This window comes from Mesorhizobium sp. M2E.F.Ca.ET.219.01.1.1 (genome assembly GCF_004016445.2).
Classification (GTDB): domain Bacteria; phylum Pseudomonadota; class Alphaproteobacteria; order Rhizobiales; family Rhizobiaceae; genus Mesorhizobium.
Map to the genome: position 1 here is coordinate 1 of NZ_SADT02000006.1, position 24,765 is coordinate 24,765.

Here is a 24,765-nt window from a genome sequence, read left to right on the forward strand (position 1 = left end):
CGCAGCGGTGTGAGACGGGCATTCTTATGGATGTTCATTCGGATCCTCCGATGGATGCTGAAGCGTGGTAACTCCAGTCTCCTCGGTCCGGTCCGAATGGACAACCTCCCGAAAGCTCACAGCTAGCGGAATGGCTTTAAAAAACGAAGCTGAGAGCAACGCTCGACCGTCACCACATTCTTCACATGGATTCCACGATGGCCGCACGAGGCACCACGCGCGACTATACCGACAAGATGCTGCTCGCCGCTCTGCAGGAAGCGCAGACGACGGTACGTGCCTACGACACCAAGGCGCAAATCGTCGGCGTTGGCTACATCCTGGCGCTGAATCTGGTGCTTCATTTCGGCGATCTCCTGCCGACCCACGCGCCGCTCGGGCCACTTTTCTTCGCAGCCGTCTGGGGCGTACTGATTATGCCGATCCTACAGTTCGGGCAGGTGATTCACCCGAGCCGGACCCGCGCGGAAAAGGATCTTGTCGCCAAGAAGTTCTATAGCTCCGAGCATCGCGTCTATTATGTCGACCCCAGCACATTCGGCAGTCTCGGGGACTTCATCCGCGAGGCGCTAACCTCCGATTGGACCTCGATTCTTGCCGCCGAGTTGCTCAAGGTTTCTCGGGTCAGAATAATCAAGCAGACGCGCTTCCGGCGCGCTCTGATGATGACCGTGGTTTCGTTCATCGTGCTCGCAGCCGACCAATTTCTGCGAAGTCTGGCAGTTGTCCGATGAGAAGAGAACGTCACGCCGGGCCGAGGAACAGGTTTCGTGTGCGGTGGTGGCGAGGCCTGGTCGTTCCCGCGATGCTGTGCCTGCTGATCAGCTGCGCCACTCGACCCGAAAACGTCTTTCAACCTCTCCCCTTTGCCGCCAGTGATGCTGGCCACGTCGACATGCTGGTCGCGACGACGCGCAAGCCATCTGACAATAGCGGCCGGCTCTATAGTGGCGATCGCGGAACGGCGATTTCGCTCAACGAGATAGTCGTCTCGATCCCTCCGGATCGGAACCGCACGGTCGGGAAGATCCAGTGGCCTCTGCTCGTGAAACCCGATCCCGAAAAGGAGTTTGCAGTACTCAGCGTGGGTAAGATCGCCTCGCAACGCGCAGTTCTTGAGTGGGTTCGCAAGAATCGTAATGGCAAGCGGCAGGTACTCATCTTCGTGCACGGCTTCAACAACACATACGCCGATGCCGTCTTCCGCTTCGCTCAAATTGTTCACGATACCGGGACCGACGCGGCGCCGATTCTCTTCACGTGGCCGTCGCGTGGGGATCCGTTCGACTATCTCTATGACAAGGAAAGCACCATTTACTCGCGTCGCGCCTTGGAAGACCTGATCCTCCAGGCAACAAGGAGTCCCGACGTAGCAGACGTGACGATCCTGGCCCACTCAATGGGCGCATGGCTGACGGCGGAGGCACTGCGCGATATCGCCATGCGCGACCAGACCATTCCGGCGAAAGTCAGGAACGTGGTTTTCGCGTCGCCGGATATCGATATCGACGTGTTCCGGCGCCAGTTCATCGAGATGGGCGCAACTCGACCGCATTTTACGATCTTCACGTCAACCAATGACAAGGCTTTGCAAGTCTCCCGACTGCTTGCGGGAGGAGTTAGCCGCGTCGGTGGAACCGATCTCAGGCCCTATGTTTCCGTACTCGAAGAGCTTGGCGTTTCGGTTATCGACACCAGCGACATCACCTCCCGCGATCCACTCGGTCACAGCGCATTTGCCGATACTCCCGGCATCGTGCACGTCCTCGGGCAACGGCTTGCAGGGCAGAGCCTGGCCGGCGGAGAGACTACCCTGGCCGACCAGGTCGGAGTGACGGCCGCCGATTTTGCCGGTTCTGCGGCGCGGGTGGCCGTTGCTGCTCCAGCCGCGGTCATCAGCCCTAAGGCTCGCGAGATCTTGAAGCGGGAGCTTTCCTCGGATGGGGGTCAGATAGTGGATGGGCGGATTTCCTACTGACTGTCGAGCGTGGCTACTGGCGAATTAGTGATCCGAGCTTGCCGTTGAGAGTGAAAACGATGGCCGTTCCCAGCATCGCGAGGAATGATCCTTCAGCTGATGAGAGATTGCAGATCATTCAAGCTGGCACGGCAGCGTGTCGCCAGTATGGGCCGTCGAAAACGACAGTCGCCGACATCGCTCGACTGCTCGGAAAATCTCCCGCAAGCCTGTACCGAACATTCCCCTCGAAGGCGGACATATGGGACGCAATCGCGGCGGATTTCTACGAAAGTGACCTCTGCTTCGCGCCCTCCCCTGCAGGCGACTTGATGGGCGCAGCAGACCAGTTGAAACAAACGATGCTTGGCCAGCATCGTTTGCTCCTGCAGGCCATTCATGGCGACCCCCAAATGTTCGGCCTGATTGTCCTCACCGCGAACAGCAACTGGTCGTCCTTCAGACAATTTCGAAATCGGCTTCACGGCCTCGTGGGAGAGCTTATTCGTGCCGGCATTGGCACCAACGAGTTCCAACCGGCAGATGTGCGGGCGGCCTCCTCCTGCTTTTGCGCCTCTCTCGTTGTCTTGTGGGATCCCAGGATTGTCGGTTCAACGCCTTCGAACCCTTGCGAGATTTCAGCTCAGGAACTTGTTTCCTTTACGGTTGAGGCGTTGCGGTAACTGCATGCCCTCTGGGTTTGCCCTTGGAGCCTGTCGGTCAGCGTGCAAATTTGGCGACCGCTGCACCCAGAAATGGGGCGACCACTCTGCAAACGCAGCACCTACCAAGGGAAAAAGGTCCGAAAAGGGGCCGTAACCCGACGGTCTGTTTACAAGACGAATTCGAGGTTTTGATCGTAGCTCGGCACATCCCGTCCAAAATAGTCTCCCAGCGCTGTGTGGTCGTGCCGAAGTGACGGCGGCTATGCTCGGCTCAGACTCAATTTGAGAACCGAAACACCCTACCCATTTTGTTAGGCATCATGAAAATCTCCTCCGCCTGGGAGAAGCCGGCGTCCGTGCCCATGCCGAGCCAGGTGCCGACCGTCTCCGGGAAATCAGCAAGATGCATGTGCCTTTCCATCGAAGCGAATTCCTCATCTGAAACTGCCGACCATTCGTCGCGCAGCAATGAAAATCGTGCCAGCCAGGATAAGCGGTCCTCTCCTTCAAACAGCGCCGGTTCCCAAATGATAAACAGGCCCTTCCCGCCTAGAGAGCGGCGGGCGTCCTGCATCAGCTGTGCCTTGCCCGTGGCAGGCAGGTGGTGCAGCGACATGCCGATCCAGATTACATCGACAGGCTCAGACCACTTCGCCATGGCCTGGGCGAAATCATTGCACTGCAACTCGACCGGGCATGGCATACCGTCGAGCTCTCGTGCCGCCAGTCGCAGAGATGCCTCAGACAAGTCGATGCCGACATAATTTCCGATCGCCATCGTCCTCAGCATTGCGGCGGAGGCGCTGGCATCTCCGCAGGCAATGTCGAGAAACCGGAATGACGCCGGCGCATGCTCGACAAGCAGATCGCGAAGGACGCCGTAGACCTCGCGATGGAACATGAGATTCGCGCCCACGATCTTGCGATAGGTTTGCAGTTCCTTGTTGAACATGTCCTGGGAGCCGACAGTGTCATCGCCTGCCCTGACCAGCATTGTGTCGTTCGAGGAACCTGCCATGACGTCCTCCCAATAGATTCGGCTATGACCGTGATCAGAGATTGGAATCCTGGCGCTGCGTCCCCGGTGCATGCAGATGCAGCGCGCGAAACACCGCCGTGTGTGGCCTGGCGTGACGACACCCAACTGCAGTCCCAGTTGATGCATGCGCCCGGAAAGCCAAGCGACCTCGATGGGTTTTCCTCTTTCGAGGTCGTTGGCCATCGAGGATTTCACATGCGGGGGAAACGCAGACCACCTTGTCTCGACGCGGCCCGGGAACCCGTCGGCCATTGGGTGGCCGGCCGCTGCGGCTACCGCCATCCCCTCATCGCGCAACTGTTCAATGAAGATACGCGATTCCGGATCGGCCAGGATCGGACCGATGCCGGAGCGCATCAGCGATGTCCCTCCCGAGAAGGCACAAAGCGTTACAAACTTCTCCCAAAGCACTTCGTCGATGTCTGCGACTGGTTTGAGCTCGAGCCCGATGGCGCGATCACACAACTCCCGCAATTGCTCGATGACGGGATCATGTTGGCCGCCGACCAGGATTTGCGGCAGCCCGCCGGAATGAACGACCTCGCCCGGCTTGCTGATGAAGCCGGAAAGATAGGTGGCGCCGCCGATCACGTGGTCGCGCGGCAGGTGACGACTAAGGATTTCGACGCTGTCGATGCCGTTTTGCAGCGTAACGACGCGCGTGTTGACCCCCACGAGGGGTGCGAGGGATGCAGCCGCCCCCTCGCTGTCGTAGAGCTTGACAGCGAAAATCACCAGATCGACAGGCGCGATATCAACCGCCGCTTCGCTCGCGGATACAGGCGCAAGAACAAAGCTGCCGAGGTCGCTCTGGATCCTGAGACCAGTCTGGAGCATTGCCGCAAGGTGCGCTCCGCGAGCAATGAAGCTCACGTCGCCTCCTGCCTGGGCTAGCCTGGCGCCAACATATCCGCCAATGCCGCCCGCTCCCATCATTGCGATCCGCATGCCGTCCCCTCGACGTCAGCTGGCGCCATCAACCCGCCAAGCCTTGCTGACCGATTGGTGGGCCTAACGAATATTAGCAGCTTCTTTAGTGACGAACCAGTTCGCCCCCGGGGACGAAGGTGAGCCCAGTGCTGCCGTTGTTCGAGAAGCTCAGCACTGGCGCTCTCAGTCCGCTAGACGAGAGCCTGCGGATCAGGTGTTGGTCGCTCTGGCCCCCCTCGCTATCCAGTCCAGGCGCAAGGCGGCGGTCAGCGTCCCGCCATCGTCGAGCGGGGTGAGCCCAGCGCTATGATGCGCATCAACGGGGTGCGAGACCGGCTCGAAACAGAAGAAGCCGGCGTCATGCGACGGCGAATAGAGGATGAACACGTCCAGCTCCGGCGAAGCTGTCAGTTCAACCGCAATCCCTTGGGCCGGCTGCACGATGGTGGCGCGCCGATTCCACCCGACGAAGGCGTTGTTCACCCAGCCGGCCGGCAAAAGCGAAGCCTGAGAAAAATCCCACCAGGGATGCTCGGCGAGCGGCGCTAGGCCTGTTGGCAGATGGCGCGCGTCCTCGAGCCAGACGCGCTCGGCCGTGGCCTGCAACCTCGTCCTGTCGCCGCGCGGAAACCAGGGATGGAAACCGAGGCCGTAGGGCAGACGCATGCCGGAGCGGTTCTCGACCGTGAGGCGCGCGTGCAGCGCGCCGGCGCGCAACGCATAGGTGACGGACGCCGCGTAGCGGTATGGCCCGATCGCGCCGTCATCGAGCACCAGCTCGGCCTCAGTGTCGGTACGTCTGGCAAGCCGCCACGGCTTCTGAAACCCGTCGCCATGAATCGGAAAAGCCTCGCCGGGCACGTTCGGCAGGACGGCATGAAAACGGCCGTCGAATTCGAAGCCCCCGCCGGAGATGCGGTTCGACCACGGCACCAGAAGCTGGCAACCGGATGTGCCGGTGCCATCCCCCGGCTTCAGCAGCGGAACCGGCGCGCCGCCGACCGCCAACGCGTCATAGCGCGCCACGGCCGCGCCCTGCTCCGGCGCAAGGACGAGCCGCGACTGCCCGTCGTTCAGTTCGACCATGCCCGGCATTGCCTCACCAGCCGCCGTCTATGGCGATGTTCTGGCCGCTGATCATGTCGGAAGCCGGCGAGACGAGGAACAGCACGAGATCGGCGACATTCTCGGGCTCGATGCGCTTCTTCAGGCTTTGGTTCGCGAGAATCCAGTCACTGTATTCTTTCAGCCGGTCGCCGAAGACGCGCTCCTCGGCTTCCGAAACCACGGCGCCCGGCGAGACGGCATTGACGCGGATGCCATGCGGCCCGAGCTCGCGCGCCAGCGACTTTGTCAGGCCGAGCATCGCGCCCTTGGAAGCGACATAGGGCACATAGCCGTCCCAGCGGCCGTTGAGGGTGATCGAGCAGAAGTTGACGATCTTGCCGTAGCCCTTCGCCTTCATGCCTGGAGCGCAGGCCCGCGCCAGCGCGAACGCCGCCGAGGAGTTGACGCGGATCTGGTCCTCATACTCGGCGAGCGAGAAGTCCTCGAAGGGCCGGTTGATGATCAGCGCCGCGTTGTTGATCAGGATATCGATGCCGTCTTCCTTCGCCGCCAGCGCGGCAACCGCCGCTTCCGCCTCGGCCAGCCGGTTGAGATCGCAGCCGACAAAGGCGATGTCGCCGCTAGCCTCGCCGGCCAGCCCGGCGACGATCTCCGCCGCGTTCACGGCATCGGGACGATCGAGCAGCAGGACGCGCGCGCCGGCCCGCGCCAGCGCCACCGCCTGCGCCCGGCCGAGCGAGCCCAGCCCGCCCGTCAGCAAAACCCTACGACCAGCAAGCACCTTCATCGCCACCTCACAGGACACCATGGACTTCGTCGATCGAGGTGTCCTCGATGCGCTTGTCCAGCACCACCTCGCCGCGCGCCATGGCCACGATGCGGTCGCAGCACTCGAAGACATGGTGCATGTTATGGCTGATGAAGACGCCGGTGACACCCTGCTCCTTCAGGCCGCGCACGAAGCCGATCACCTTGTTCGTCTCCTTGACCGAGAGATGGTTGGTCGGCTCGTCGAGGATCATGACCTTCGACTTGAAATGCATGGCGCGCGCGATCGCGACGCCCTGACGCTGGCCGCCGCTGAGCTCGCCGACGAGCGCGTCGGGCGAGCGCAGGTGCAGGTCGACATTGGCGATGGCGCGGATGCTCTCCTCGGCCATCTTCTTCTGGTCGAGGATGCCGACGCCGAGGACCGAGAAGCGCGTCGGCTCGCGGCCGATGAACAGGTTCCTGGCGATCGACATGGTGGGAACCATGGAATTGTACTGGTAAATGGTCTCGATGCCGAGATCCATCGCATCGCGCGGCGTGGCGATGCTGACCGGCCTGCCCTCGACCTTGATCTCGCCCTGGTCGGCGCGGTGGACGCCGGACAGGATGTTGATCAGGGTCGACTTGCCGGCGCCGTTGTCGCCGACAAGGCCGAGCGCCTCGCCGCGCCGGAAGTCGAGCGAGACGCCCTTCAGCGCATGCACGCCGGAATACCATTTGTGCAGGTCGCGCACCGAGATGATCGCGTCGCTCACCGCTTCAGCCCTCCATCTTGATGGCCTTGGCGCGCTTGCGCATCCAGGCATTGGCGACGACGGCGAAGATGGTGAGGAAGCCGATGGCGAACTTGAACCAGTTGGCGTCGACGTGGCTCAGCACCAGGCCGTTGTCGATGACGCGGATCAGCGTCGTGCCGATGATGCCGCCCATGACGGTGCCGATGCCGCCGGCGAGCGAAGCGCCGCCGATGACGGCGGCGGCAACCGCCTGCAGCTCCAGCCCCTCGCCGATCGAGGGCAGCGGCGAGCCTAGTCGCAGCACCTGCAACATGCCGGCGAAGCCTGACAGCACCGAGCAGAGCATGAAGCAGACGATCTTGACCCTGGCGGTCGGGATGCCCATCGCCGCCGCTGCCGGCATGAAGCCGCCGGTGGCCTTGATCCAGTTGCCAAAATTGGTGCGCGACAGCATCAGCGAGGTCAGCACCGCGACCGCCACGAACCACAGGAAGGACATGCGGAACATGTTGCCTGGTCCGACGAAGGCGGTGAACAGCCAGTTCGGCAGGTCCACGGGGAGCAGCGGCGGGAAGCCGCCGGAGACGACGACGGTGAGCGAGCGCGCCATGAACAGCATGCCCAGTGTGGTGATGAAGCTCGGGATCGCGAAGCGGATAGTGACGTATCCGTTGACGAAGCCGATGGCGGCCGAGACCAGCAGCCCGGCGAGCAGCGCCAGCGGGAACGGCCAGCCATGCACCATCAGCACCGCCATCGTCATCGGCATCAGCGCGAAGACCGAGCCGACCGAGAGGTCGAACTCGCCGCTGATCATCAGGATGGTGACGCCGATGGCGACGAGGCCGGCCTCCGGCAGGATGCCGAGTATGCCGCGCAGATTGTCGGCGTTGAGGAACACGCCGTGCGAGCGCACCTGGAACAGGATGATGAGCAACACCAGCAGGATCAGTCCCGCCAGTTCCGGCTTCTCGAGATAGGTCTTGAACAGGCGCTTCAAGGAAGGGCTCCGGATTCGGGATTCGGACGCATCGGCGACGGCGGGCGCCGCCGATGCAGGTCGGTATTTGGACCTTAACCTCAGCGCATGCCTTGCGCGGACAGCGCCATGATGCTGTCGGCCTCCTTCGGCCGCACGATGCCCTGGCCGGTGTCGATGTCGGATGGTGCGAGGCCGATCTTCTTGTTGAGATAGGCCTCCATCACCGGCATGAAGCCCTGCATGTAGGGCTGCTGGTCGACAAGCGCCTGGACGTAGCCCTTCTGCATCTGCTGCAGCACTTCCGGAACGAGGTCGAAGCCGCCGAGCAGCACCTTGCCGGGCGCCACGCCGCGATCGGCCAGGACGCGCGCCACGCCGGCGCACCAGAAGCCGGTGTCGAAATAGGCCGTGGTGTCGGGATGAGCGTTGAGATAGGCGCCGACGCGGTCGGAGGTGATGGCGAGATCGGTGCCGCTGTCGATGCGCTCCCACGACACGTCGCGGTCCTTATGGGCGGCCTTGTATTCCTCGAGGAACTGCATGACGCCGGCGCCGCGGCTTTCCGACCAGTTCTGGCCGGGCGCGGAAATGCCGACCAGCACCTTGATCGGCCCGTCCTTCGGGAAGCTCTCGGAAATCGCCTTGGCGAGCGAATAGCCGGCGGGCTTGAAGCCTTGGCCGACGAAGGCCTGCCGGGCATTGCCCTTGGCGCCTTCAGTGTCGTCGACATTGACGGCGATCACCAGCACGCCGGCGGCGCGCGCTTCCTTGATGACGTCGTCGAAGGCGTGGTCGTCGACGATGGAGGTCAACAGCGCGTCGGGCTTGGCGGCAAGAGCGGCGCGCATGTTGGCGACCTGCTGCTCGACCGAGCCCTCGGTCTGGGTGAAGACCATGTTGCAATTCGCCTCGACCTTGGCGCAGGCATCGTCAAAGCCTTTCTTAACCGCCTGCCAGAAGGTGTTCGAGGCCGACGAATGGTGGGTGAAGACGATGTTGAGGCCGTCTGCCCTGGCAGCGGACTGTCCACCGATCAGGGCCGCGCCAAGCAAAAGCATTGCAGTCAGTTTTCTCATGTCTGTTCCTCCCTGTGGATATTTTCTAGATGTCCGCCTTGTCGGAGACGCGCCGGTGGACGGTGTAGGCGCGGCCGAGCTCCGGATTGAGCGCCAGCCCGAGCCCCGGCCCCGGCGGCACGGTGATCATGCCGTCCCTCACCTCCGGCAGCGCGGTCACCAGGTCGCGATACCAGGTGCGGTAGAAGGCGCGCACGCTTTCCTGGACGAGAGCGTTGGGGGCGTTGAGCGACAGGTGTGTCGAGGCTGCGAGCACGACCGGGCCCGTGCAGTCATGCGGCGCTACCGGCAGCCGCCAGGCCTCGGCCATCGACGCGATCTTGCGCGCCTCCGACAGGCCGCCGCACCAGGAGATGTCGAGCATGACGATGCCGGCCGCGCCGGTTTCCAACAGGTCGCGAAAAGCCCAGCGGCTGCCCAGCGTCTCGGAGGCCGAGATCGGCGCCGGACTGGCCGCCGCGTAACGCTTCAGGTCGCCGAGGCTGTCCATGCGGATCGGATCCTCATGCCAGTAGGTGGCGAATGGTTTCAGCGCCTGCGCGATCTTCATGGCCGGCAGGAGCTGCCACATGGAGTGGAACTCGACCATGATGTCCATCTTGTCGCCGACGGCTTTGCGAATCTTTCCAAAAGGTTCGAGCGCGGCCTTCAGGTCGGCCGAAGAGATGTCGTTGCCGCGCGTCTTCTCGGCCGCGTGGTCGAACGGCCAGATCTTCATGGCGGTGATGCCGTCGGCAAGCAGCTCTTCGGCCAGTTCGCCGGCGCGGGTGAGGAAGGCGTTCAGGTCGTCATAGTCGCGCCCGGCGCCGATGCCGTAATTGGCCGTCGTCTGGCCCTTGGCGTCCTTGATGTATTCGGTGCCGGCGCAGGTGTTGTAGGTGCGGATCGAACGGCGGCTGAAGCCGCCGAGCAGTTGCGCGACCGGCTGGCCCGTGGCCTTGCCGAAAATGTCCCACAGCGCGATGTCGAAGGCGGAATTGCCGCGCACCTCCGCACCGCTGGAGCGGAAACCGAGATAGCCGACGAGGTCGGCGGCGAGCAGGTCTATCTCGAGGGGATCGCGGCCGATCACCCGGGGCGCGACATATTCGTGCAGATATTCCTCGACCGTCCGCGACAGATAGAAGGTCTCGCCCAGCCCGGTGATGCCCTCGTCGGTATGGACCTCGACCCAGAGCAGGTTGGGGCGCTCCGCGATGCGGATGGTTTCGATGGCGCGGATCTTCATGTCAGGCGATCCCCGCGTCGATGAGCGCCTTGACGCTCTTGTCGAAATGCTCGGCCATGTGTTCGGCCGCCAGCCGCGGATCGCCCTTGAGGATGGCGTCTGCGATGTCCTCGTGGCCCTTGATCATCTTGAGCTGGGCCTCGTCGGACGAGCGGGTCCGCCAGCCGATCACCCAGGTGCGGCGCGTCACGCCGCTGAAGGCGGTGACGATCAGCGAAAAGACCGGGTTGTGCGAGGCCGCCGCGATCGCTTCGTGGAAGGCGATGTCGTGCTCCATGACTGCCTCGGGGTTCGTGAAATTCTCGCGCATCAACCGGGCGGAGCTGGCGATGGCGGCGGCTTCCGCGTCGGTACGGCGAAGCGCTGCCAGCGCCACGGTGCGCATCTCGATGGTGCGCCTGACGTCATAGACCTGCTGGACGCTGATCTGCTGGGTGGTGATGCCATGTTCGATGACCATCGACATGGCGCCGGTGTCGAGCTTGGCGACGGTGGCGCGGCGGCCCGCGCTCATGTCGATGAGGCGCATCGCCGACAACGAGCGGAAGGCCTCGCGCACCACGGTGCGGGAGACGTTGAGCTGGCGCGTCATGGCGGCTTCGCTGGGCAGCGGATCGCCGGGCGCCAGGCCCTCGGCGCGGATGTGCTGGGTGATCGCCTGGATCGCCGCGCTCACCAGGCCGGGGCTCGGCTCGCTCGTTGGTTCTGTCGGCTCCATCGATCCCTGCATATTGCTTCCTTAAAATCTGTATGACAGGTTGTTGTCATATTGCTCGTAATTCAGCCGAAAGATATATGTCAAGCCAATTTCAAACGAGACGGAGGAGTTCGATGCCCAATATCGGAGCCGCCCTGGTTTTCGACGCGCGCGACGTGGTCGGCGAGAGCCTGGTCTGGGACGAAGTCCGAGCCAGGTTGGTATGGGTCGACATTATCGGCCGCCGGATACACCGGCTCGATCCGCTGAGCGGCGCCCACGAAAGCTGGCCGACGCCGGATCTCGTCACCTCGATCGGGCTGAGACAGGATGGCGGCGCCGTCGTCGGCCTACGCAAGGAGATCGCGCTTTGGGATTTCGGCGGGCCGTTCCGGACGATCGCGACGATCGAGCCGGACAGGCCGGACACACGGCTCAACGAAGGCGTCGTGGCGCCCGATGGCTCGTTCTGGGTCGGCACGATGGCCAACAATATCGGGCCGGACGACGCGCCGCGGGCCATCACCGGCGACGAGGGCCGGCTCTATCGCGTCGATGCGGACGGCACGGTGACGGCGCTCGGCGAGGACCGGTTCGGCATCACCAACACCATGGTGTGGCTGCCGGGCGGCCGCTTAGTCACCGCCGACACGACGAAGAATGCGCTCTACAGCTATGCCTGGGACAAGGAAGCCGCGCGGCTTGGCGAGCGGCTTGTCTTCCTCGCCGATTTCCCGCGCGGCCTGCCCGACGGCTCATGCCTGGACGCAGAAGGCCATGTTTGGAACTGCCGTGTGGTGGGCGGGAGCTGCGTGTTGCGCATCGCGCCGGACGGCAGGCCGGACCGGGTCGCGGAGCTGCCCTGCGGCTGGCCGACGAGCTGTGCCTTCGGCGGCGCCGGGCTCGACACATTGTTCGTCACCTCGGCGCGCTTCACCATGAGCGCGGAGCATCTTGCCACCAATCCCTCCGAAGGCGGACTGTTCGCGCTGCAGCCGGCCGTGCGTGGTGTGCCGGGCAACCGCTTCGGATAGGCGGCTCCCGCCCCGGAGTACAGCCTGGCAATGGGTCGCTGAAGGCATCAGTGCCTCCCAAGCGCCCGAAGTCCTGTCGCTGGAAGGAGGCATCGGGCATACGACGCACATTGCGGAAGCGAGGGCAGATATCCACGACACTCGTCGCTGACTCGAGCTCCCTAGCCGTTGTGGCCGAGCGCGCCTTTATTTCGCGCTCGCCCCTGTACCGGGTCTTCCGAAGGGCTTGACACTGCATGGCTTGCGGAAGTCGCTCGGTGTTTATCTGGCGGAGGCCGAGGCCTCGACCAGACAGCTCATGGATGTGCTCGGTCACGACGACATCGATCATGCCGAGCTCTATTCGCGCGAGGCATCGCAAGTACGGCTGGCGGTGCAGGGGATGGATCGAGTCGTGCGCCTCGTGACACGCAAGCCAATGCTTGGCGAACCTGTTGGCGAACCTCGTGGCGAACCGCCCTATAAAGCATTGATAAATAACGATAATGGTGGGCCCGGAGGGACTCGAACCCCCAACCAAGCGGTTATGAGCCGCCGGCTCTAACCATTGAGCTACAGGCCCCACGCGGGCTGGCTTAGTGTTTTTCGCTCTTCCGCACAAGCCTCTCCGAATGCGCCGGTTCGATCGCCAAGGTCAGGCCATGTCCCTGCGATGGAGCGGTTTGCGCCTGGGAAAAAGTGAATTTTCGACCCTCCGCGGATAAACCACATGTTGCCGTCCGTGCCGACGAAAGTTGTGCCTGCCGGTTCTAATTCGTGCGCGAGCGTGTGAAGGCGCGTCAGAGCCCTGGGAACATTATCGCGATGAATGTGCACCGCGGCTGTTCGATGCCGCCTTCGTGGTCGACAGGGGTGCGTCGCTGCTCTCGCTCATGACCGAGTGGTGTAGCGACGACCCGATCTTTCGAACTTCGATCTTAGTCGCTGGTACTACTGGACCTTGCCCTGCGCAGGTCTGAAGGTCCGCTTTCGCCCGCGCCCAATGTCCGCGGTCTGGGACAGGTATCTGATGGCGCTCGCAGATTTTGCTAAGCCCCGCCCTGACAGATCACCGGCACAGGCAATCTGCCCCAACGGAATAAGGGGCTATATCTTTGGTCCTTTCGGACCAATGCGCCCAGCAGGATGGACCTCGGTCGATTGTGGACCAGCGGGCAAATCAGACAGTCTCGCCATCGCGCCGGCTGATACCCCTAAGCCCCCCGCCCATCGGTTGGCGCATGCCCGGCTCGCGGACCTCAAAATCCTAACGACAAAAGCGAGCCGGGCTTTTATCCGCGTGCCCGCGCCGAGACGCAAATTGTCGGAAATGCAATGAGGAGTTGGACTGTCTATCACGTCGATTTCGAAGCAGGCGGCAACAGCCCGTTTCTAACCGAGATCGGAAGCGTTGAAGCAGACAATCTCCTGGCAGCGGTTATGAAGGCACAAGCATTGTGGCCCGATGAAAGGTCCATGACCGTCCGCCCGGCCAGGCAAGACAGCCAATCGACGCAGCTGCCGGCTCCACAGCGTGACACCGATTGAAGGAGCGATCAGGCAGCTCGGTTCGCCTGCGAAGCCTCGACACGATCGGGCCACGCATGGAGCGCTGCCCGGCGCGCCACGCAAGCGGATCAGTTTCTCGATACCTTCCCAACCCTGTGCCACGTCATCGGCGCATCTCGGCCATTGTCGGGAATCGCCGTTGGTGGGAAACTCGGCCTGTCAGCATGGGAGGTCGAAATGCCCAATAGTTTCAAGACCGGAGACGTCGTCAGGCTGAAATCCGGAGGCCCGGAAATGACCGTCAGCGACGGGGCGGCTTCCGGCATGTATCTGTGCCACTGGTTCAACCGCGAGGGCGACATCTGGACGCCGCAGCATGCAGGCTTCAAGCCGGACCAGCTGGTGGTGGTCGACCAGCCGAGATAGTCGTCGCCTTCTGCCCCTAAAGCGCGTCGCGATCTTTCAGATTCGCTCTATGCGCTTTTTAGGTTTTTGATTTTGCGCATGTCTCCGAAACTGGTTACCCACTTTCGGGAGACATGCTTTAGGAATCCTTCGATCCGGCTGCGTCGGATCCGGTAGGTTTGTGGTCCGATCGAAAAAGGAGCGACGGATTTTGCTCCTCGCCGCGTTCAACGGCTGAAGCGTGGCCGCCAATGGCCGCGCCAACCGGAGACGAGAGCATGATCCGCCCCACCCTGTTTGTCGTTGCCCTTGGCCTGCAGACCGCTGCCGCGGTCGCCCAGACGACGACGCCTGTCCCCGCGCCCGCCCAGACGACGCCGGACACTGCGGCTGCCGCTGCCAAACCCGACCAGACCAAGTCCGGCCTGACGCTGGAAAAGTTCGAGGCGCGCCGGGAAAAGGCGTTCATGCGGGCCGACACCGACAATGACGGCAAGGTCAGCCTCGCCGAATGGACCGCTTTCCAGACCGCGCGCAAGGCCAAGGGCGATCCGGCCGAATCCTTCTCTCGCATGGACACCAACAGGGACGGCTTCGTCGACAAGGGCGAGCTCGACGCTTTCCTGGCCAAGCGCTTCGCCAAGCTGGACAAAAATGGCGACGGCGTGCTCAGCGCCGACGAGAGGCCGGGCCACAAATCCGCTTCCAATGAGGAGCAATGACCAAGAGGTTATGCCGCGCAATGACACATGCGAGCGCTCCAGTTGATGGGCGCCGATCCGGACGAAGAACTGGTACGCCGCATCGGCGCCGGCGACCCCGCCGCCGTGCAGGCGATGGTGGCGCGCAAGCTGCCGCGCATCCTGGCTCTGGCCGCGCGGATGCTGGGCGACGCGGCAGAGGCCGAGGATGTCGCCCAGGAGACTTTCGTGCGCATCTGGCGCCACGCCTCCGGCTGGCGCCGGGGGCACGCGCGCTTCGACACCTGGATCCATCGCGTCGCGCTCAACCTCTGCTACGATCGGCTGCGGCGCCGGCGCGAATGGACGACGGACGAGCTGCCGGAGGTGGCCGATGACGCGCCGCTTCCCGATGCCGTGGCGGGCGACGAGGAGCGCAGGGTCAACCAGGCGCTGCAGCGCATCGCACCGCGCCAGCGGGAGGCGATCGTGCTGGTCTATTATCAGGAGCTGTCCAACATCCAGGCCGCGGGCGCCATGCAGGTCAGCGTCGATGCGCTGGAAAGCCTGCTCGCGCGAGGTCGCCGCGCGTTGCAGACAATGCTCGCAGGAGATGGCGATGATTGAGACCTGGAACGGACTGCGAATTCTGAGGACTGCGGCGTGGGGGGCCACGTCAAAATGGTGGAAGGGGGAAAAAGATGGCTGAGAAAACCACAGACGGGCCGATGGATGCCGGGCGCTTTGCCGCGCTGGCGGATGCCTATGGCAGCGCCTTGCACCGCTGGCCGCCGGCCGAACAGGCCGCCGCCATTCTGTTTGCCGAGACCGAGCAAGGCCGCGCCATCCTGCGGCGCGCCGGCAGGCTCGACGCCATGCTCGATCGGCATCGGGTCGAAGCACCCAGCCCCGCACTGCATCGCGCAATCGTCGCCCGCGCCTCGACCGAGGTCCGGCAAGTGCGCCGCCGGCGGTTCTGGTGGCTGGGCTTCGGGCTCGCCGGCGTCGGGCTCGCCGGCGCCGTGGCCGGGCTGGCGCTGATGACCGTGGTCAATCCGGACATCCAATCCGACCACTACGTCATGGACGCCAACGCGACATCGTTCGGCGATGCGGGTCCGGAGCAGACCGAGGAGGATCTATGAGCCCCCGTCTCGTCGCGGCATCCCTGGTGCTCAACGTCTTTCTGATCGGCGCGCTCGCCGGCGGGACCGGCTGGCTGATCGGCAAGTCCAACCTGGGCTATTCGCTGGAATCGGCCGGCGGCAGGCTGCCGGCCGCCGACCGCAAGATTTTCCGCCAGGCACTGCGCGAGGTGCGCCGGGATTCACGCGACGTGATCCTCGACGGCCAGGCCGCGAGGCGCGAGGCGGCGAACCTTCTGCAGCAGCCGACGCTCGACAGCGCCGCCCTTGCGGCGGCGCTCGAGCGGGCGCGCAATGCCGATATCACCGTGCGGGCGCGGCTGGAGCAGCGCATCGTCGAATTCGCCGCGTCGGGATCGCCGGAAGACCGCCAGTTGCTGGCCGACGCCCTGTTGCGGCGCGCCGGCAAGCAGCCGCCGCCTGCAAAAAAATCGCCATAGGCGGCGACGGAAAAAGCGGGCGCGCTCCGTTCAAGGGAAAGAGGGACAGGCCTGCCGTCAGTCGATATCGGCAGGTTCTCTTCAACCTCGGAACTTCGGGAGTATCCCCATGAACAGTCTGACGAAATATTCGCTCGCCGCCGCGCTGGCCATCGGCGGCACGGTCGCGGCAAGCGCGGCTTCGGCCATGCCGATCGCGCCGGTTGCGCCCGCCGCACCCGCAATGATCGAGCATGTCGCCTGGGGCTGCGGTCCGGGCTGGCATCCCAATTACTGGGGCCGCTGCGTCCCCAACCGCCGCGTGATCTATCCCGGCTATTATTACTGGGGCGGACCGCGCGTCTATATCGGCCCGGCCTGGCATCCGTACCACCGCTGGCACCACTGGCGCCGCTGGTAGGAGCCACCTCGCGACGCCGGTGCTGTGGCCGGCGTCGTGAAGCCATCCGACAACGAGGACAGGCCGGCCGATGCGGCGAGCCCGGCCGGCGAGATGGAGGCTGGATTGGCCTTACCCGCATCAAATGCGACGCCGCCGGATCCGGCCCTGGTGGCGCTCCACCGGTTCGGCCTCGGCGCAAGACCGGGCGACGATTTCGGCAAGATCGCCGCCGATCCGCGCGGCTATCTCAAGGCCGAGCTCGGGCGGCAGGACATCGCGCTGATTTCCCCCGACGACCCGAAGAATGCCGGGCTGCTGGACAGCACCGCGGCGATCCAGGCCAGCATGGCGGCAGCCATGGAGCGCAAGGCGGCGCGGGATGAGAAGGCGGCGGCCGCCATGCAGCCGATGGCGGCCGACGATCCGGCCGGCACGGCCGTGGCAAAGGCCAAGCCCGCGGTGCCGCGTGTCGAGGCCGATATCTATCGGCACGAGGCGCAGGCCCGTTTCGACAAGGCGCTCGCCGCGACGCCCGGTTTCGTCGAGCGCCTGGTCGGCTTCTGGTCGAACCATTTCTGCGTTTCGGTCGCCAAGGCGCCGGTCGTGCGAGCGAGCGCTGGCGCCTTCGAGCGCGAGGCGATCCGCCCCTTCGTGCTTGGCCGCTTCGCCGACATGCTGCTTGCGGTCGAACATCATCCGGCCATGCTGTTCTATCTCGACAACCAGCAGTCGATCGGTCCCGATTCCCGCGCCGGCAAGCGGCGCGGACGCGGCCTCAACGAGAACCTCGCCCGCGAGATCCTGGAACTGCATACGCTGGGCGTCGGCAGCGGCTATGCCCAGGCCGACGTCACCAGTTTCGCCGGCATGCTGACCGGCTGGACGATGGCCGGCCGCGAAGGACGTCTGGGAGAACCCGGCACGTTCGTCTTCAACGCCAATGCGCACCAGCCGGGCGAGGCGATGCTGCTCGGCAAGACCTATCCGGGCGGCGGTATGGGCCAGGCGGAAACGGCGCTCAACGACATTGCCCGCCATCCGGCCACCGCGCGGCACATCGCCACCAAGCTTGCCCGCCATTTCATCGCCGACGATCCGCCGCCGGCGGCTGTAGCCCGCCTAGCCGCGGTCTTCACGAAAACGGACGGCGACCTGCGCTCGATGGCATTGACGCTGATTGACATGCCCGAGGCCTGGGCGACGCCGCTCACGAAGCTGCGCTCGCCCATGGATTATGTCGTCGCGCTGCGGCGGGCGGTCGGCCCAACCGCCGGCAACGAACCGCAACGGTCGCTTCGCTGGCTGAACGTGCTCGGCCAACCGCTGTGGCAGCCGCCGGGGCCGAACGGCTTTTCCGACCAGACGGATGCATGGGCCTCCGCCGAGGGCCTCAAGACGCGGCTGGACATCGCCTGGCAAGCCGCGAAGCAGGCGAATGACATCGGCGATCCCGACGAGATGCTGGCATCGCTGATCGGCACATCCGTCTCGGCCGAGACGAGGCAGGCAATTTCGCGCGCCGAGTCCAAGCAGCAGGGTTTGGCGCTGCTGTTGATGGCGCCGGAATTTCAACGGCGGTGACCTGGAGCAATTCCACGAAAAGTGTGCAGCGGTTTTCCGTCCGGAATTGCGTAAAACAAAGAGTTAGTGGAGATGCGGCCATGAGCCTTCTTTGCGAAATACCTAATCCGTCCCGTCGCGCGGTACTGATGTCCGGCGGCGCGCTGTTCGCCTGGGCTTTCCTGCCGCGCTTCGCGCGCGCGGCCGACAAGCGCGACCCGCGCCTGATCGTCATCGTGATGCGCGGCGCACTCGACGGGCTGTCGACGGTCGGGCCAGTCGGCGACCCGGACTATGCCGGGCTGCATGGCGACATCGCGCTTTCGCTCTCGGGCGCCAACCCGGCATTGCCGCTCGACGGTTTCTTCGCCGTCAACCCGGCGATGCCGGTGTTTGCGCGCCTGTTCAGAGCGGGCCAGGCAGCGGTGGTGCACGCGGCGGCGACCGGCTATCGCGACCGCTCGCATTTCGACGGCCAGGACGTGCTGGAAAGCGGCCTGCCAGGTCCCGGCAACGCGACCACCGGCTGGCTCAACCGGGCGCTGGCCGGCCTGCCGGCGGGCGAGCGCGTGGCGAAGCTCGGCGGGCTGGCGGTCGGACCTTCGACGCCGCTGGTGATCCGCGGCGCCGCCCCTGTGCTCGGCTGGGCGCCGCAGGCGCTGCCGACCCCTGGTGACGCCTTGGCCGAGCGCGTGCTCGACCTCTACAATCATCGCGACCCGGTGCTGGCGGCTGCCCTGCAGAAAGGTCTCGACGCCGACCGCATGGCGACGGGCGACCAGCTCGACGGCGAGACGATGAAGCCTAAAGGCGGCCTCGGCAATGCCGCCGGCATGCGCCAGTCGGCGCAAGGTGCTGCAAGGCTGATGGCGGCCGATGACGGGCCGCGTATCGCGGCTCTCGCCTTCGACGGCTGGGACACGCATGTCAACGAAGGCGGCGCGACGGGACGGCTCGCCAACCTGCTCGGCGGGCTCGACGGTGCCTTCGAGGAATTCGAGAAAGGGCTCGGCGAACGCTGGCAGGATACGGCGATCGTTGCCATCACCGAGTTCGGCCGCACGGCCCGCATCAACGGCACCGTCGGCACCGATCATGGCACCGGCACGGTGGTGCTTCTGGCCGGCGGCGCGATCAAGGGCGGCCGCGTCATCGCCGACTGGCCGGGACTGAAGCCGGCTCAGCTCTACGAGCAGCGCGACCTTGCGCCGACCAGCGACGTGCGCGCTGTGCTGAAGGGGCTGTTGGCGGACCAGTACGGGCTTTCGGCGGCGATGCTCGGCGACAAGGTGTTTCCGGAGTCGGCGGCCGTGAAGCCGATGCGGGATTTGGTGGCGTGAGCCTTGAGTTTGCAGGTCAGCGATGAGCTTCGTCGCCCGTCAGTTCGTCATCCACGGGCGGAGCGGGAGCGAAGCGGACGCGAAGACCCGAGGATCCATTCCGTTACCTTCACCGAAGGACGCAGCGGAGCAGAATTCTGAACCGCTGCGGCGCCTCAACGTCACGGCATGGATCCTCGGGTCTGCGCTGCGTCGCTTCGCTCCTTGCTCCGCCCGTGGATGACGAAGCTGAGGGGCCTCGGCCAATCACCAACGCTGGCGCCGAGGTTTCGAAACCTGTGCGCGGCACCTCTCATCAAAAGCCCGCGCTGTTGCCAGCGCGGGCGTCGATCCCTCGACGGATCATCAGCTCCAAAAGCCGTGATGCCAGCGGCCGTGATACCAGAAGCCTGGGTGCCAATGGCGCACATGCACTGGCCGGATGAACCGGCGACCGCTCGGTACGCATCTGCCCCAGTGGTTCATGTGCCAGCCGGGACCGCAGCGCCAGCCGACGCTCTCGACCGGCGGCGGTGCAGCACTCGGCTTGAGAAGCGGCATGGCCTGGGAGTCGGCGGCGGCCAGCATCAATGTGCCGGCGGCCAGAGCGATAGGCAGAAAGTATCTTGTGAACATGCGTTGTCTCCGTAATTCGTCCCTACCGCCGTGAAACGGAGGAAAGGCTGAATTCCGTCGGAGCGGTGCGGATCACATCTTCGTTAGCCCCGTTCGACGGTTCCGCTCTCGCGGCGGTTCGGCGCGCGGCGCCTTGCGGTTGCGCCGTTGAAACAGCATGTCGCGGCCGTCGCCGGCATCAGATTGATCCATATCAAGGAGCCAGGACGTGCCCCGCTCTAGGTTGATAGTGGCCGATCGGCGGAGACCGGCAGAGGCCGGTTGAAGACGGGAGTTCATAGCGATGATGATCCGCACGCTCTCCACTTTGGAATGCACGAAATTGCTGGCGGTAAACCGCACCGGACACCTGGCATGCGTGAAGGATGGACAACCCTATGTCGTGCCCTTCAATTACGCCTATGCCGACAGCCACCTCTACGCCTTTTCGCTGCTTGGCAAGAAGGTCGACTGGATGCGGGCCAATCCCCTGGTGTGCGTACAAGTGGCGGAACACACACAGGGGCGCGGGTGGAAAAGCGTGGTCGTCGACGGCCGCTATGAGGAACTGCCGGACCGGATCGGCCATAAGGTTCAGTGCGACCATGCGTGGTCGGTGTTGAGCAAGCACACCGACTGGTGGGAGCCCGGCGCGCTCAAACCCGTCACGCCTGCCGCCTCGGACAGCATGCCGCATATCTTTTTCCGGATTCTTGTCGAGCAGATTTCGGGGCGGGAAGCGACAGAATAGCCAGGTCCGCGACGGCAACCCGAGCGTCTAACCGGACTATTCGCCCAGCGTCGCCACCGTTTTCAGCGCGCCGTCCAGCATGTCGCCCTTTTCGTCCTTCAGCGCCGCTTCGCGCAGGCGGCGGATCCAGTCGGCGGCGTCTTCGCGGCCTTTGAGCATCGGCAGCGCCGAGAGCACGCGGTCGAATTTCGACTGGGCGCGGGCATGGGTGTCGCTGTAGCCCTTGATCAGGCGGCGGCAGTTCAGGATCTCGGTGGCCAAAGCGTAGTCCTGCCGCGCATGGCCGAGCGCCAATTCGTACCAGCGCTCGAGATGCTCGACTTCGACCTTGTGGCGCAGCAGGCGGCGGCGCCAGCGGCGCAGGCCGCCGATGAACCAGAGCATGGCGAAGCCGGTAAAGCTGTCGGTGCGGATGTGGCGGCCGCGATTGATGCGGCGGTCGAGGAAGGCGGCAAGCTTCGGCCGGCTCTCGATGTAGCTGCCGAGCCCCGCCGGCAGCGTGCCGCAGAACTCCTCGATGCGCGGATGGAAATATTCGGTGACCTGCAGCACCGACCCTTCCTTGACGCCGACCTCCCTGCGCACGCGCTTGTCGCGGGTCGAGCGCGTCTTGAGATCGGCGACGCGGATCATGTCGTCGTAGCACATGGCGTTGGCGAGATGCTTCGCCGCGGCGATCGACAGCGCATAGGCGCGCTCCGCATCGTCCAGCGCGACAGCCTTGTCCAGCCTGTCGAGATATTCGCCGCCATAGGCGATGTCCTGGTAGTCGACGACCTTTTTCAGGCCGCGTTCGGCCATATCGCGCAGCGGCTCCGGCAGCGCCGCGACGCGGACGGCAAGCCCTTGCCAACCCTTAAGCAGCGTTTCGGGGCCGCTGACCTTCGTCGTCGACTTGGGTTCAGCAATGGCAGGTTCCGGCGCCTTCTCGCCGGCCGGCACGACCGCGACGCCGCGCGCGCGATCACAGGCGGCGCCGAAGGCGGCAAGGCTGGCTTTCACGCCACGGCCACCGGCGCCGATCGCCTGCTCATAGCTTTCGCGGGTGAAGGGCAGCGCATCGGAACCGGCCAGCGCCCCGAGCAGGCTGGCCGAGATCATGGTGCCGTTGTCGGCGGCGATCTTTTCCATGTCGAAGGCGATGAAGCGTTTGGCCGCGGCCTCAGCCGTCGCGTGCACCTTCTCCGACGAGGCGCGGCCATCGCCCGGTTCGATCTTTTCCGAGACGGCGGCGATGCGGTGCGAGGAAGCGATCAGCGTCGTGCGCTCGGGCGTGACGAAGCCGCGGATGATGGCGCGGCCGGCTTCCATCAGCTCGGCCGCGATCAGGATGTCGACGTCGCCCTGCGAGGGCGACAGCGCGAAGACCGGCAGCCGGCCGGTGTCGCGGGCCATCTCGATGTAATAGATCGTCGCGCCGGTGCGCTGGGCGACGCCGGCCACCGAGGTCGACTGCGCAATGTAGCCGTTGCGCTCGGCGACGTCGGTGATCCAGTCGGCCAGCACGCCGCCGCCCTGGCCGCCGACGGCGAGGACGGCGAGCTTTATCACCCGCTCGTCATCTGAAGCGCCCGCCTTGGGGCGCAGGGGAAAAGTCTGATCAAGCATCGGCGAACATCAAACGGCGGCTCTCGCGGCGGCGCTGCAACAGCCCGATCACGGCGCGGCGCGCGCTCTCCAGGAAACGGTCCCAGCGGCCGGGATTGTGGACGACATCGGCGCGGTAGAAGGATGGGCATAGCACCGCCGCGTCCGCCACCTCGCCGCAATTGCCGCAACCGACGCAGTTCTGGTCGATCGAGGCGACCGGATCGTCGCGCAGCGGATCGTCGAGCGACTTCACCGACAGCGATGGACAGCCGGAGAGGCGCATGCAGGCATGGTCGCCGGTACAGATGTCCTCGTCGACCCCGAATTTCGGCTTCACCACGCGCTCGCCGCCCTTGATTGCCTTGTCGACCAGCGGCTTCTCGCGGCGCTGGCGGTTGAGCATGCATTCCGACGAGGCGACGATGACCTTCGGGCCCTTCTCCTCGGTGGTCAGCGCGTCGCGCAAAGCGGCGCGCATCTTGCCGACATCATAGGTGCGGTCGATGTGGCGCAGCCATTTGACACCCATGCCCTTCACCGCTTCGTCGATCGGGTGTTTGGTCGACTTGGTGCGGTTGTTGGCGCGCGAGGACAGGATGTCCTGCCCGCCGGTGGCGGCCGAATAGAAATTGTCGACGATGACGATGACACCGTCATTCCGGTTGAAGACCGCGTTGCCGATCGAGGAGGTCAGGCCGTTGTGCCAGAAACCGCCGTCGCCGACGAAAGAGATCGACCGGCGTTTTGCTTCCGGCGAGTTGAAGGCGGAGGCCGAGGCCGGCCCCAGCCCGTAGCCCATGGTGGTGGCGCCGAGCTCGAAGGGCGGCATGATCGAGAACAGATGGCAACCGATGTCGGAAGCGATGTGGTGCTTGCCGAGTTCCTGCTCGACCAGCTTGGTCGCGGCGAAGATCGGCCGCTCCGGGCAGCCGACGCAGAAGCCCGGCGGCCGGCCCGGGACGACATTGATGAGATCGGCGGTGTCGACGCCTTCGCCCGTTTTGTTCGGGGCGCGCACCTCGCCCGGCAGCAAATGCGGGGCGTTGGCGCGCAGGAAGGAGCCGATGCCGTCGAGCATCACCTGCCCGGTATATTCGCCGGCCATCGGCAAATGCTCCTTGCCGACCAGCTTGGTGCCGCGCCCAGCCTTGTGCAGCATGGCCGCGAAAGCGTGCTCGATATAGTTGGGCTGTCCCTCCTCGACGACCAGCACCGCCTGCTTGCCTTCGCAGAAGGACAGGAACTCGTCGTCGACCAACGGATAGACGGCGTTCAGCACATAGAGCGGCACGTCGGTGTCGCCATAGGTGTCGGCGAGGCCGAGCCGCTGCAGCGCGCGGATGACGGAATTGTACATGCCGCCCTGCATGACGATGCCGACCGAGCCATGGTCCGGCCCGAACAACTCGTTGATCTTGCGGCTCTTGATGAAATCCACCGCCGCCGGCCAGCGCTTGGCGACCTTCTCCTTCTCATGCAGGAAGGAGGCGGGCGGCAGCACGATGCGGCCGGTGTCGCGGCGCGGCGCCGACAGCGCATCGGCGACCGACATTGGCGGGCGCTTGTTGTCCTTGGCGGTGAAGTGGCCATGCACGTGGCAGCAGCGGATGCGCACCTGCAACATCACGGGTGTGTTCGACGCCTCGGACAGTTCGAAGCCGTCCTCGACCGCCTTGACGATCGAGGGCAGGTTCGGACGCGGATCGAGCAACCACACCTGGCTCTTCATGGCGAAGGCATGGCTGCGCTCCTGCATGATCGAGGAGCCCTCGCCATAATCCTCGCCGACGATGATCAGCGCGCCGCCGGTGACGCCGCCGGACGCGAGATTCGCCAGCGCATCGGAAGCGACATTGGTGCCGACCGTCGACTTGAAGGTGGCGGCACCGCGGATCGGATAATGCACGGAGGCGGCGAGCATTGCGGTGGCGGTCGCCTCCGAGGCGCTCGCCTCGAAATGCACGCCGAGCTCGCCCAGGATATCCTGCGCGTCGGCGAGCACGTCCATCAAATGGCTGATCGGCGCGCCCTGATAGCCGCCGACATAGCCGACGCCGCATTGCAGCAGCGCCTTGGTGATGGCGAGGATGCCTTCGCCGGCGAATTCCTCGCCGGCGCCGAGCCTCAGCTTTTCGACTTCCTTGGCAAAAGACCGTTCGGCCATCTCCGCCTCCTTCCGTTGCCGCAATCAGCGGCGCGTACGTCA

The 24,765-nt window shown here is 64.7% G+C and carries 24 protein-coding genes, 1 tRNA gene and 1 pseudogene; 14 read left to right on the top strand and 12 right to left on the bottom strand.

Annotated features, from left to right (window positions below; genetic code table 11):
• The first annotated feature begins 197 nt into the window (after positions 1-197).
• From EN862_RS25935 to EN862_RS25945, 3 genes are all read left to right on the top strand, one after another.
• On the top strand, positions 198-734 hold the full coding sequence (locus tag EN862_RS25935) for a hypothetical protein (RefSeq protein WP_193771573.1): 537 nt from the start codon (positions 198-200) through the stop codon (positions 732-734).
• A 71-nt stretch (positions 735-805) separates the two neighbouring features.
• Entirely contained in the window at positions 806-1,978 is a 1,173-nt protein-coding gene (locus EN862_RS25940; RefSeq protein ID WP_245519690.1) for an alpha/beta hydrolase, read from the top strand.
• A gap of 59 nt (positions 1,979-2,037) precedes the next feature.
• Entirely contained in the window at positions 2,038-2,640 is a 603-nt protein-coding gene (locus tag EN862_RS25945) for a TetR/AcrR family transcriptional regulator (protein WP_127866355.1), read from the top strand.
• A gap of 259 nt (positions 2,641-2,899) precedes the next feature.
• Here EN862_RS25945 and EN862_RS36990 read toward each other — a convergent pair whose 3' ends face one another.
• From EN862_RS36990 to EN862_RS25990, 8 genes are all read right to left on the bottom strand, one after another.
• Entirely contained in the window at positions 2,900-4,609 is a 1,710-nt protein-coding gene (locus tag EN862_RS36990; RefSeq protein ID WP_245519691.1) for a 2-dehydropantoate 2-reductase, read from the bottom strand.
• A 192-nt stretch (positions 4,610-4,801) separates the two neighbouring features.
• A complete protein-coding gene (locus EN862_RS25960) occupies positions 4,802-5,677 on the bottom strand; it encodes an aldose 1-epimerase (RefSeq protein ID WP_245519692.1) in 876 nt (291 codons plus the stop codon).
• 13 nt (positions 5,678-5,690) lie between these two features.
• The gene (locus tag EN862_RS25965; protein ID WP_127866358.1) at positions 5,691-6,446 is read right to left on the bottom strand and encodes an SDR family oxidoreductase; all 756 of its coding nucleotides are present in this window, start codon (positions 6,444-6,446) and stop codon (positions 5,691-5,693) included.
• Positions 6,447-6,453: 7 nt separating this feature from the next.
• Entirely contained in the window at positions 6,454-7,185 is a 732-nt protein-coding gene (locus EN862_RS25970) for an ATP-binding cassette domain-containing protein (protein ID WP_127866359.1), read from the bottom strand.
• A 4-nt stretch (positions 7,186-7,189) separates the two neighbouring features.
• On the bottom strand, positions 7,190-8,167 hold the full coding sequence (locus tag EN862_RS25975) for an ABC transporter permease (protein ID WP_127866360.1): 978 nt from the start codon (positions 8,165-8,167) through the stop codon (positions 7,190-7,192).
• A gap of 80 nt (positions 8,168-8,247) precedes the next feature.
• Positions 8,248-9,225 (bottom strand): sugar ABC transporter substrate-binding protein, encoded by a 978-nt coding sequence (locus EN862_RS25980; RefSeq protein ID WP_127866361.1) that lies wholly within the window; start codon positions 9,223-9,225, stop codon positions 8,248-8,250.
• A 25-nt stretch (positions 9,226-9,250) separates the two neighbouring features.
• On the bottom strand, positions 9,251-10,453 hold the full coding sequence (locus EN862_RS25985) for a mandelate racemase/muconate lactonizing enzyme family protein (RefSeq protein WP_127866362.1): 1,203 nt from the start codon (positions 10,451-10,453) through the stop codon (positions 9,251-9,253).
• A 1-nt stretch (position 10,454) separates the two neighbouring features.
• A complete protein-coding gene (locus EN862_RS25990; RefSeq protein ID WP_245519693.1) occupies positions 10,455-11,183 on the bottom strand; it encodes a FadR/GntR family transcriptional regulator in 729 nt (242 codons plus the stop codon).
• A gap of 101 nt (positions 11,184-11,284) precedes the next feature.
• On the opposite strand from EN862_RS25990, the gene EN862_RS25995 reads away from it, so the two are divergent.
• Both EN862_RS25995 and EN862_RS26000 read left to right on the top strand, forming a co-directional pair.
• Positions 11,285-12,184 (top strand): SMP-30/gluconolactonase/LRE family protein, encoded by a 900-nt coding sequence (locus EN862_RS25995; RefSeq protein ID WP_127866363.1) that lies wholly within the window; start codon positions 11,285-11,287, stop codon positions 12,182-12,184.
• 214 nt (positions 12,185-12,398) lie between these two features.
• A pseudogene (locus EN862_RS26000) lies at positions 12,399-12,587 on the top strand (tyrosine-type recombinase/integrase); the annotation flags it as partial.
• Positions 12,588-12,670: 83 nt separating this feature from the next.
• Here EN862_RS26000 and EN862_RS26005 read toward each other — a convergent pair.
• Positions 12,671-12,746: transfer RNA gene (locus tag EN862_RS26005), tRNA-Ile, on the bottom strand.
• Positions 12,747-13,909: 1,163 nt separating this feature from the next.
• Between EN862_RS26005 and EN862_RS26010 the strand changes: the two genes are divergently transcribed.
• The 8 genes from EN862_RS26010 (at position 13,910) to EN862_RS26045 (ending at position 19,624) form a co-directional block, all read left to right on the top strand.
• Positions 13,910-14,098 (top strand): YodC family protein, encoded by a 189-nt coding sequence (locus EN862_RS26010; protein WP_127866364.1) that lies wholly within the window; start codon positions 13,910-13,912, stop codon positions 14,096-14,098.
• A 257-nt stretch (positions 14,099-14,355) separates the two neighbouring features.
• Positions 14,356-14,799, top strand: coding sequence for an acid-shock protein (locus tag EN862_RS26015; RefSeq protein WP_127866365.1), 444 nt, complete (start codon positions 14,356-14,358; stop codon positions 14,797-14,799).
• 45 nt (positions 14,800-14,844) lie between these two features.
• Entirely contained in the window at positions 14,845-15,384 is a 540-nt protein-coding gene (locus tag EN862_RS26020) for an RNA polymerase sigma factor (RefSeq protein ID WP_127866819.1), read from the top strand.
• A 74-nt stretch (positions 15,385-15,458) separates the two neighbouring features.
• Positions 15,459-15,902 (top strand): hypothetical protein, encoded by a 444-nt coding sequence (locus EN862_RS26025; protein ID WP_127866366.1) that lies wholly within the window; start codon positions 15,459-15,461, stop codon positions 15,900-15,902.
• Positions 15,899-16,342, top strand: a complete 444-nt coding sequence (locus EN862_RS26030) for a periplasmic heavy metal sensor (protein ID WP_127866367.1) — start codon at positions 15,899-15,901, stop codon at positions 16,340-16,342. Before EN862_RS26025 ends, EN862_RS26030 begins: the two co-directional genes overlap by 4 nt.
• A 109-nt stretch (positions 16,343-16,451) precedes the next feature.
• Complete coding sequence (locus EN862_RS26035) at positions 16,452-16,742, top strand: hypothetical protein (RefSeq protein WP_127866368.1); 291 nt, start codon at positions 16,452-16,454, stop codon at positions 16,740-16,742.
• Positions 16,743-16,835: 93 nt separating this feature from the next.
• Positions 16,836-18,305: a DUF1800 family protein gene (locus tag EN862_RS26040; RefSeq protein ID WP_127866820.1), complete on the top strand. Its 1,470-nt coding sequence runs from the start codon at positions 16,836-16,838 to the stop codon at positions 18,303-18,305.
• Between the two features lie 80 nt (positions 18,306-18,385).
• Positions 18,386-19,624, top strand: coding sequence for a DUF1501 domain-containing protein (locus tag EN862_RS26045; protein WP_127866369.1), 1,239 nt, complete (start codon positions 18,386-18,388; stop codon positions 19,622-19,624).
• A gap of 345 nt (positions 19,625-19,969) precedes the next feature.
• Here the strand turns inward: EN862_RS26045 and EN862_RS26050 are convergent, their stop codons facing one another.
• Entirely contained in the window at positions 19,970-20,239 is a 270-nt protein-coding gene (locus EN862_RS26050) for a hypothetical protein (RefSeq protein WP_245519694.1), read from the bottom strand.
• A 283-nt stretch (positions 20,240-20,522) separates the two neighbouring features.
• Here EN862_RS26050 and EN862_RS26055 point away from each other — a divergent pair, with 283 nt between their 5' ends.
• The gene (locus tag EN862_RS26055; protein WP_127866370.1) at positions 20,523-20,969 is read left to right on the top strand and encodes a pyridoxamine 5'-phosphate oxidase family protein; all 447 of its coding nucleotides are present in this window, start codon (positions 20,523-20,525) and stop codon (positions 20,967-20,969) included.
• Between the two features lie 36 nt (positions 20,970-21,005).
• Here EN862_RS26055 and EN862_RS26060 read toward each other — a convergent pair whose 3' ends face one another.
• Positions 21,006-22,577, bottom strand: a complete 1,572-nt coding sequence (locus EN862_RS26060) for an indolepyruvate oxidoreductase subunit beta family protein (protein ID WP_127866371.1) — start codon at positions 22,575-22,577, stop codon at positions 21,006-21,008.
• A complete protein-coding gene (locus tag EN862_RS26065; RefSeq protein WP_127866372.1) occupies positions 22,570-24,723 on the bottom strand; it encodes an indolepyruvate ferredoxin oxidoreductase subunit alpha in 2,154 nt (717 codons plus the stop codon). The genes EN862_RS26060 and EN862_RS26065 overlap by 8 nt, the downstream gene beginning before the upstream one ends.
• Positions 24,724-24,765 lie beyond the last annotated feature (42 nt).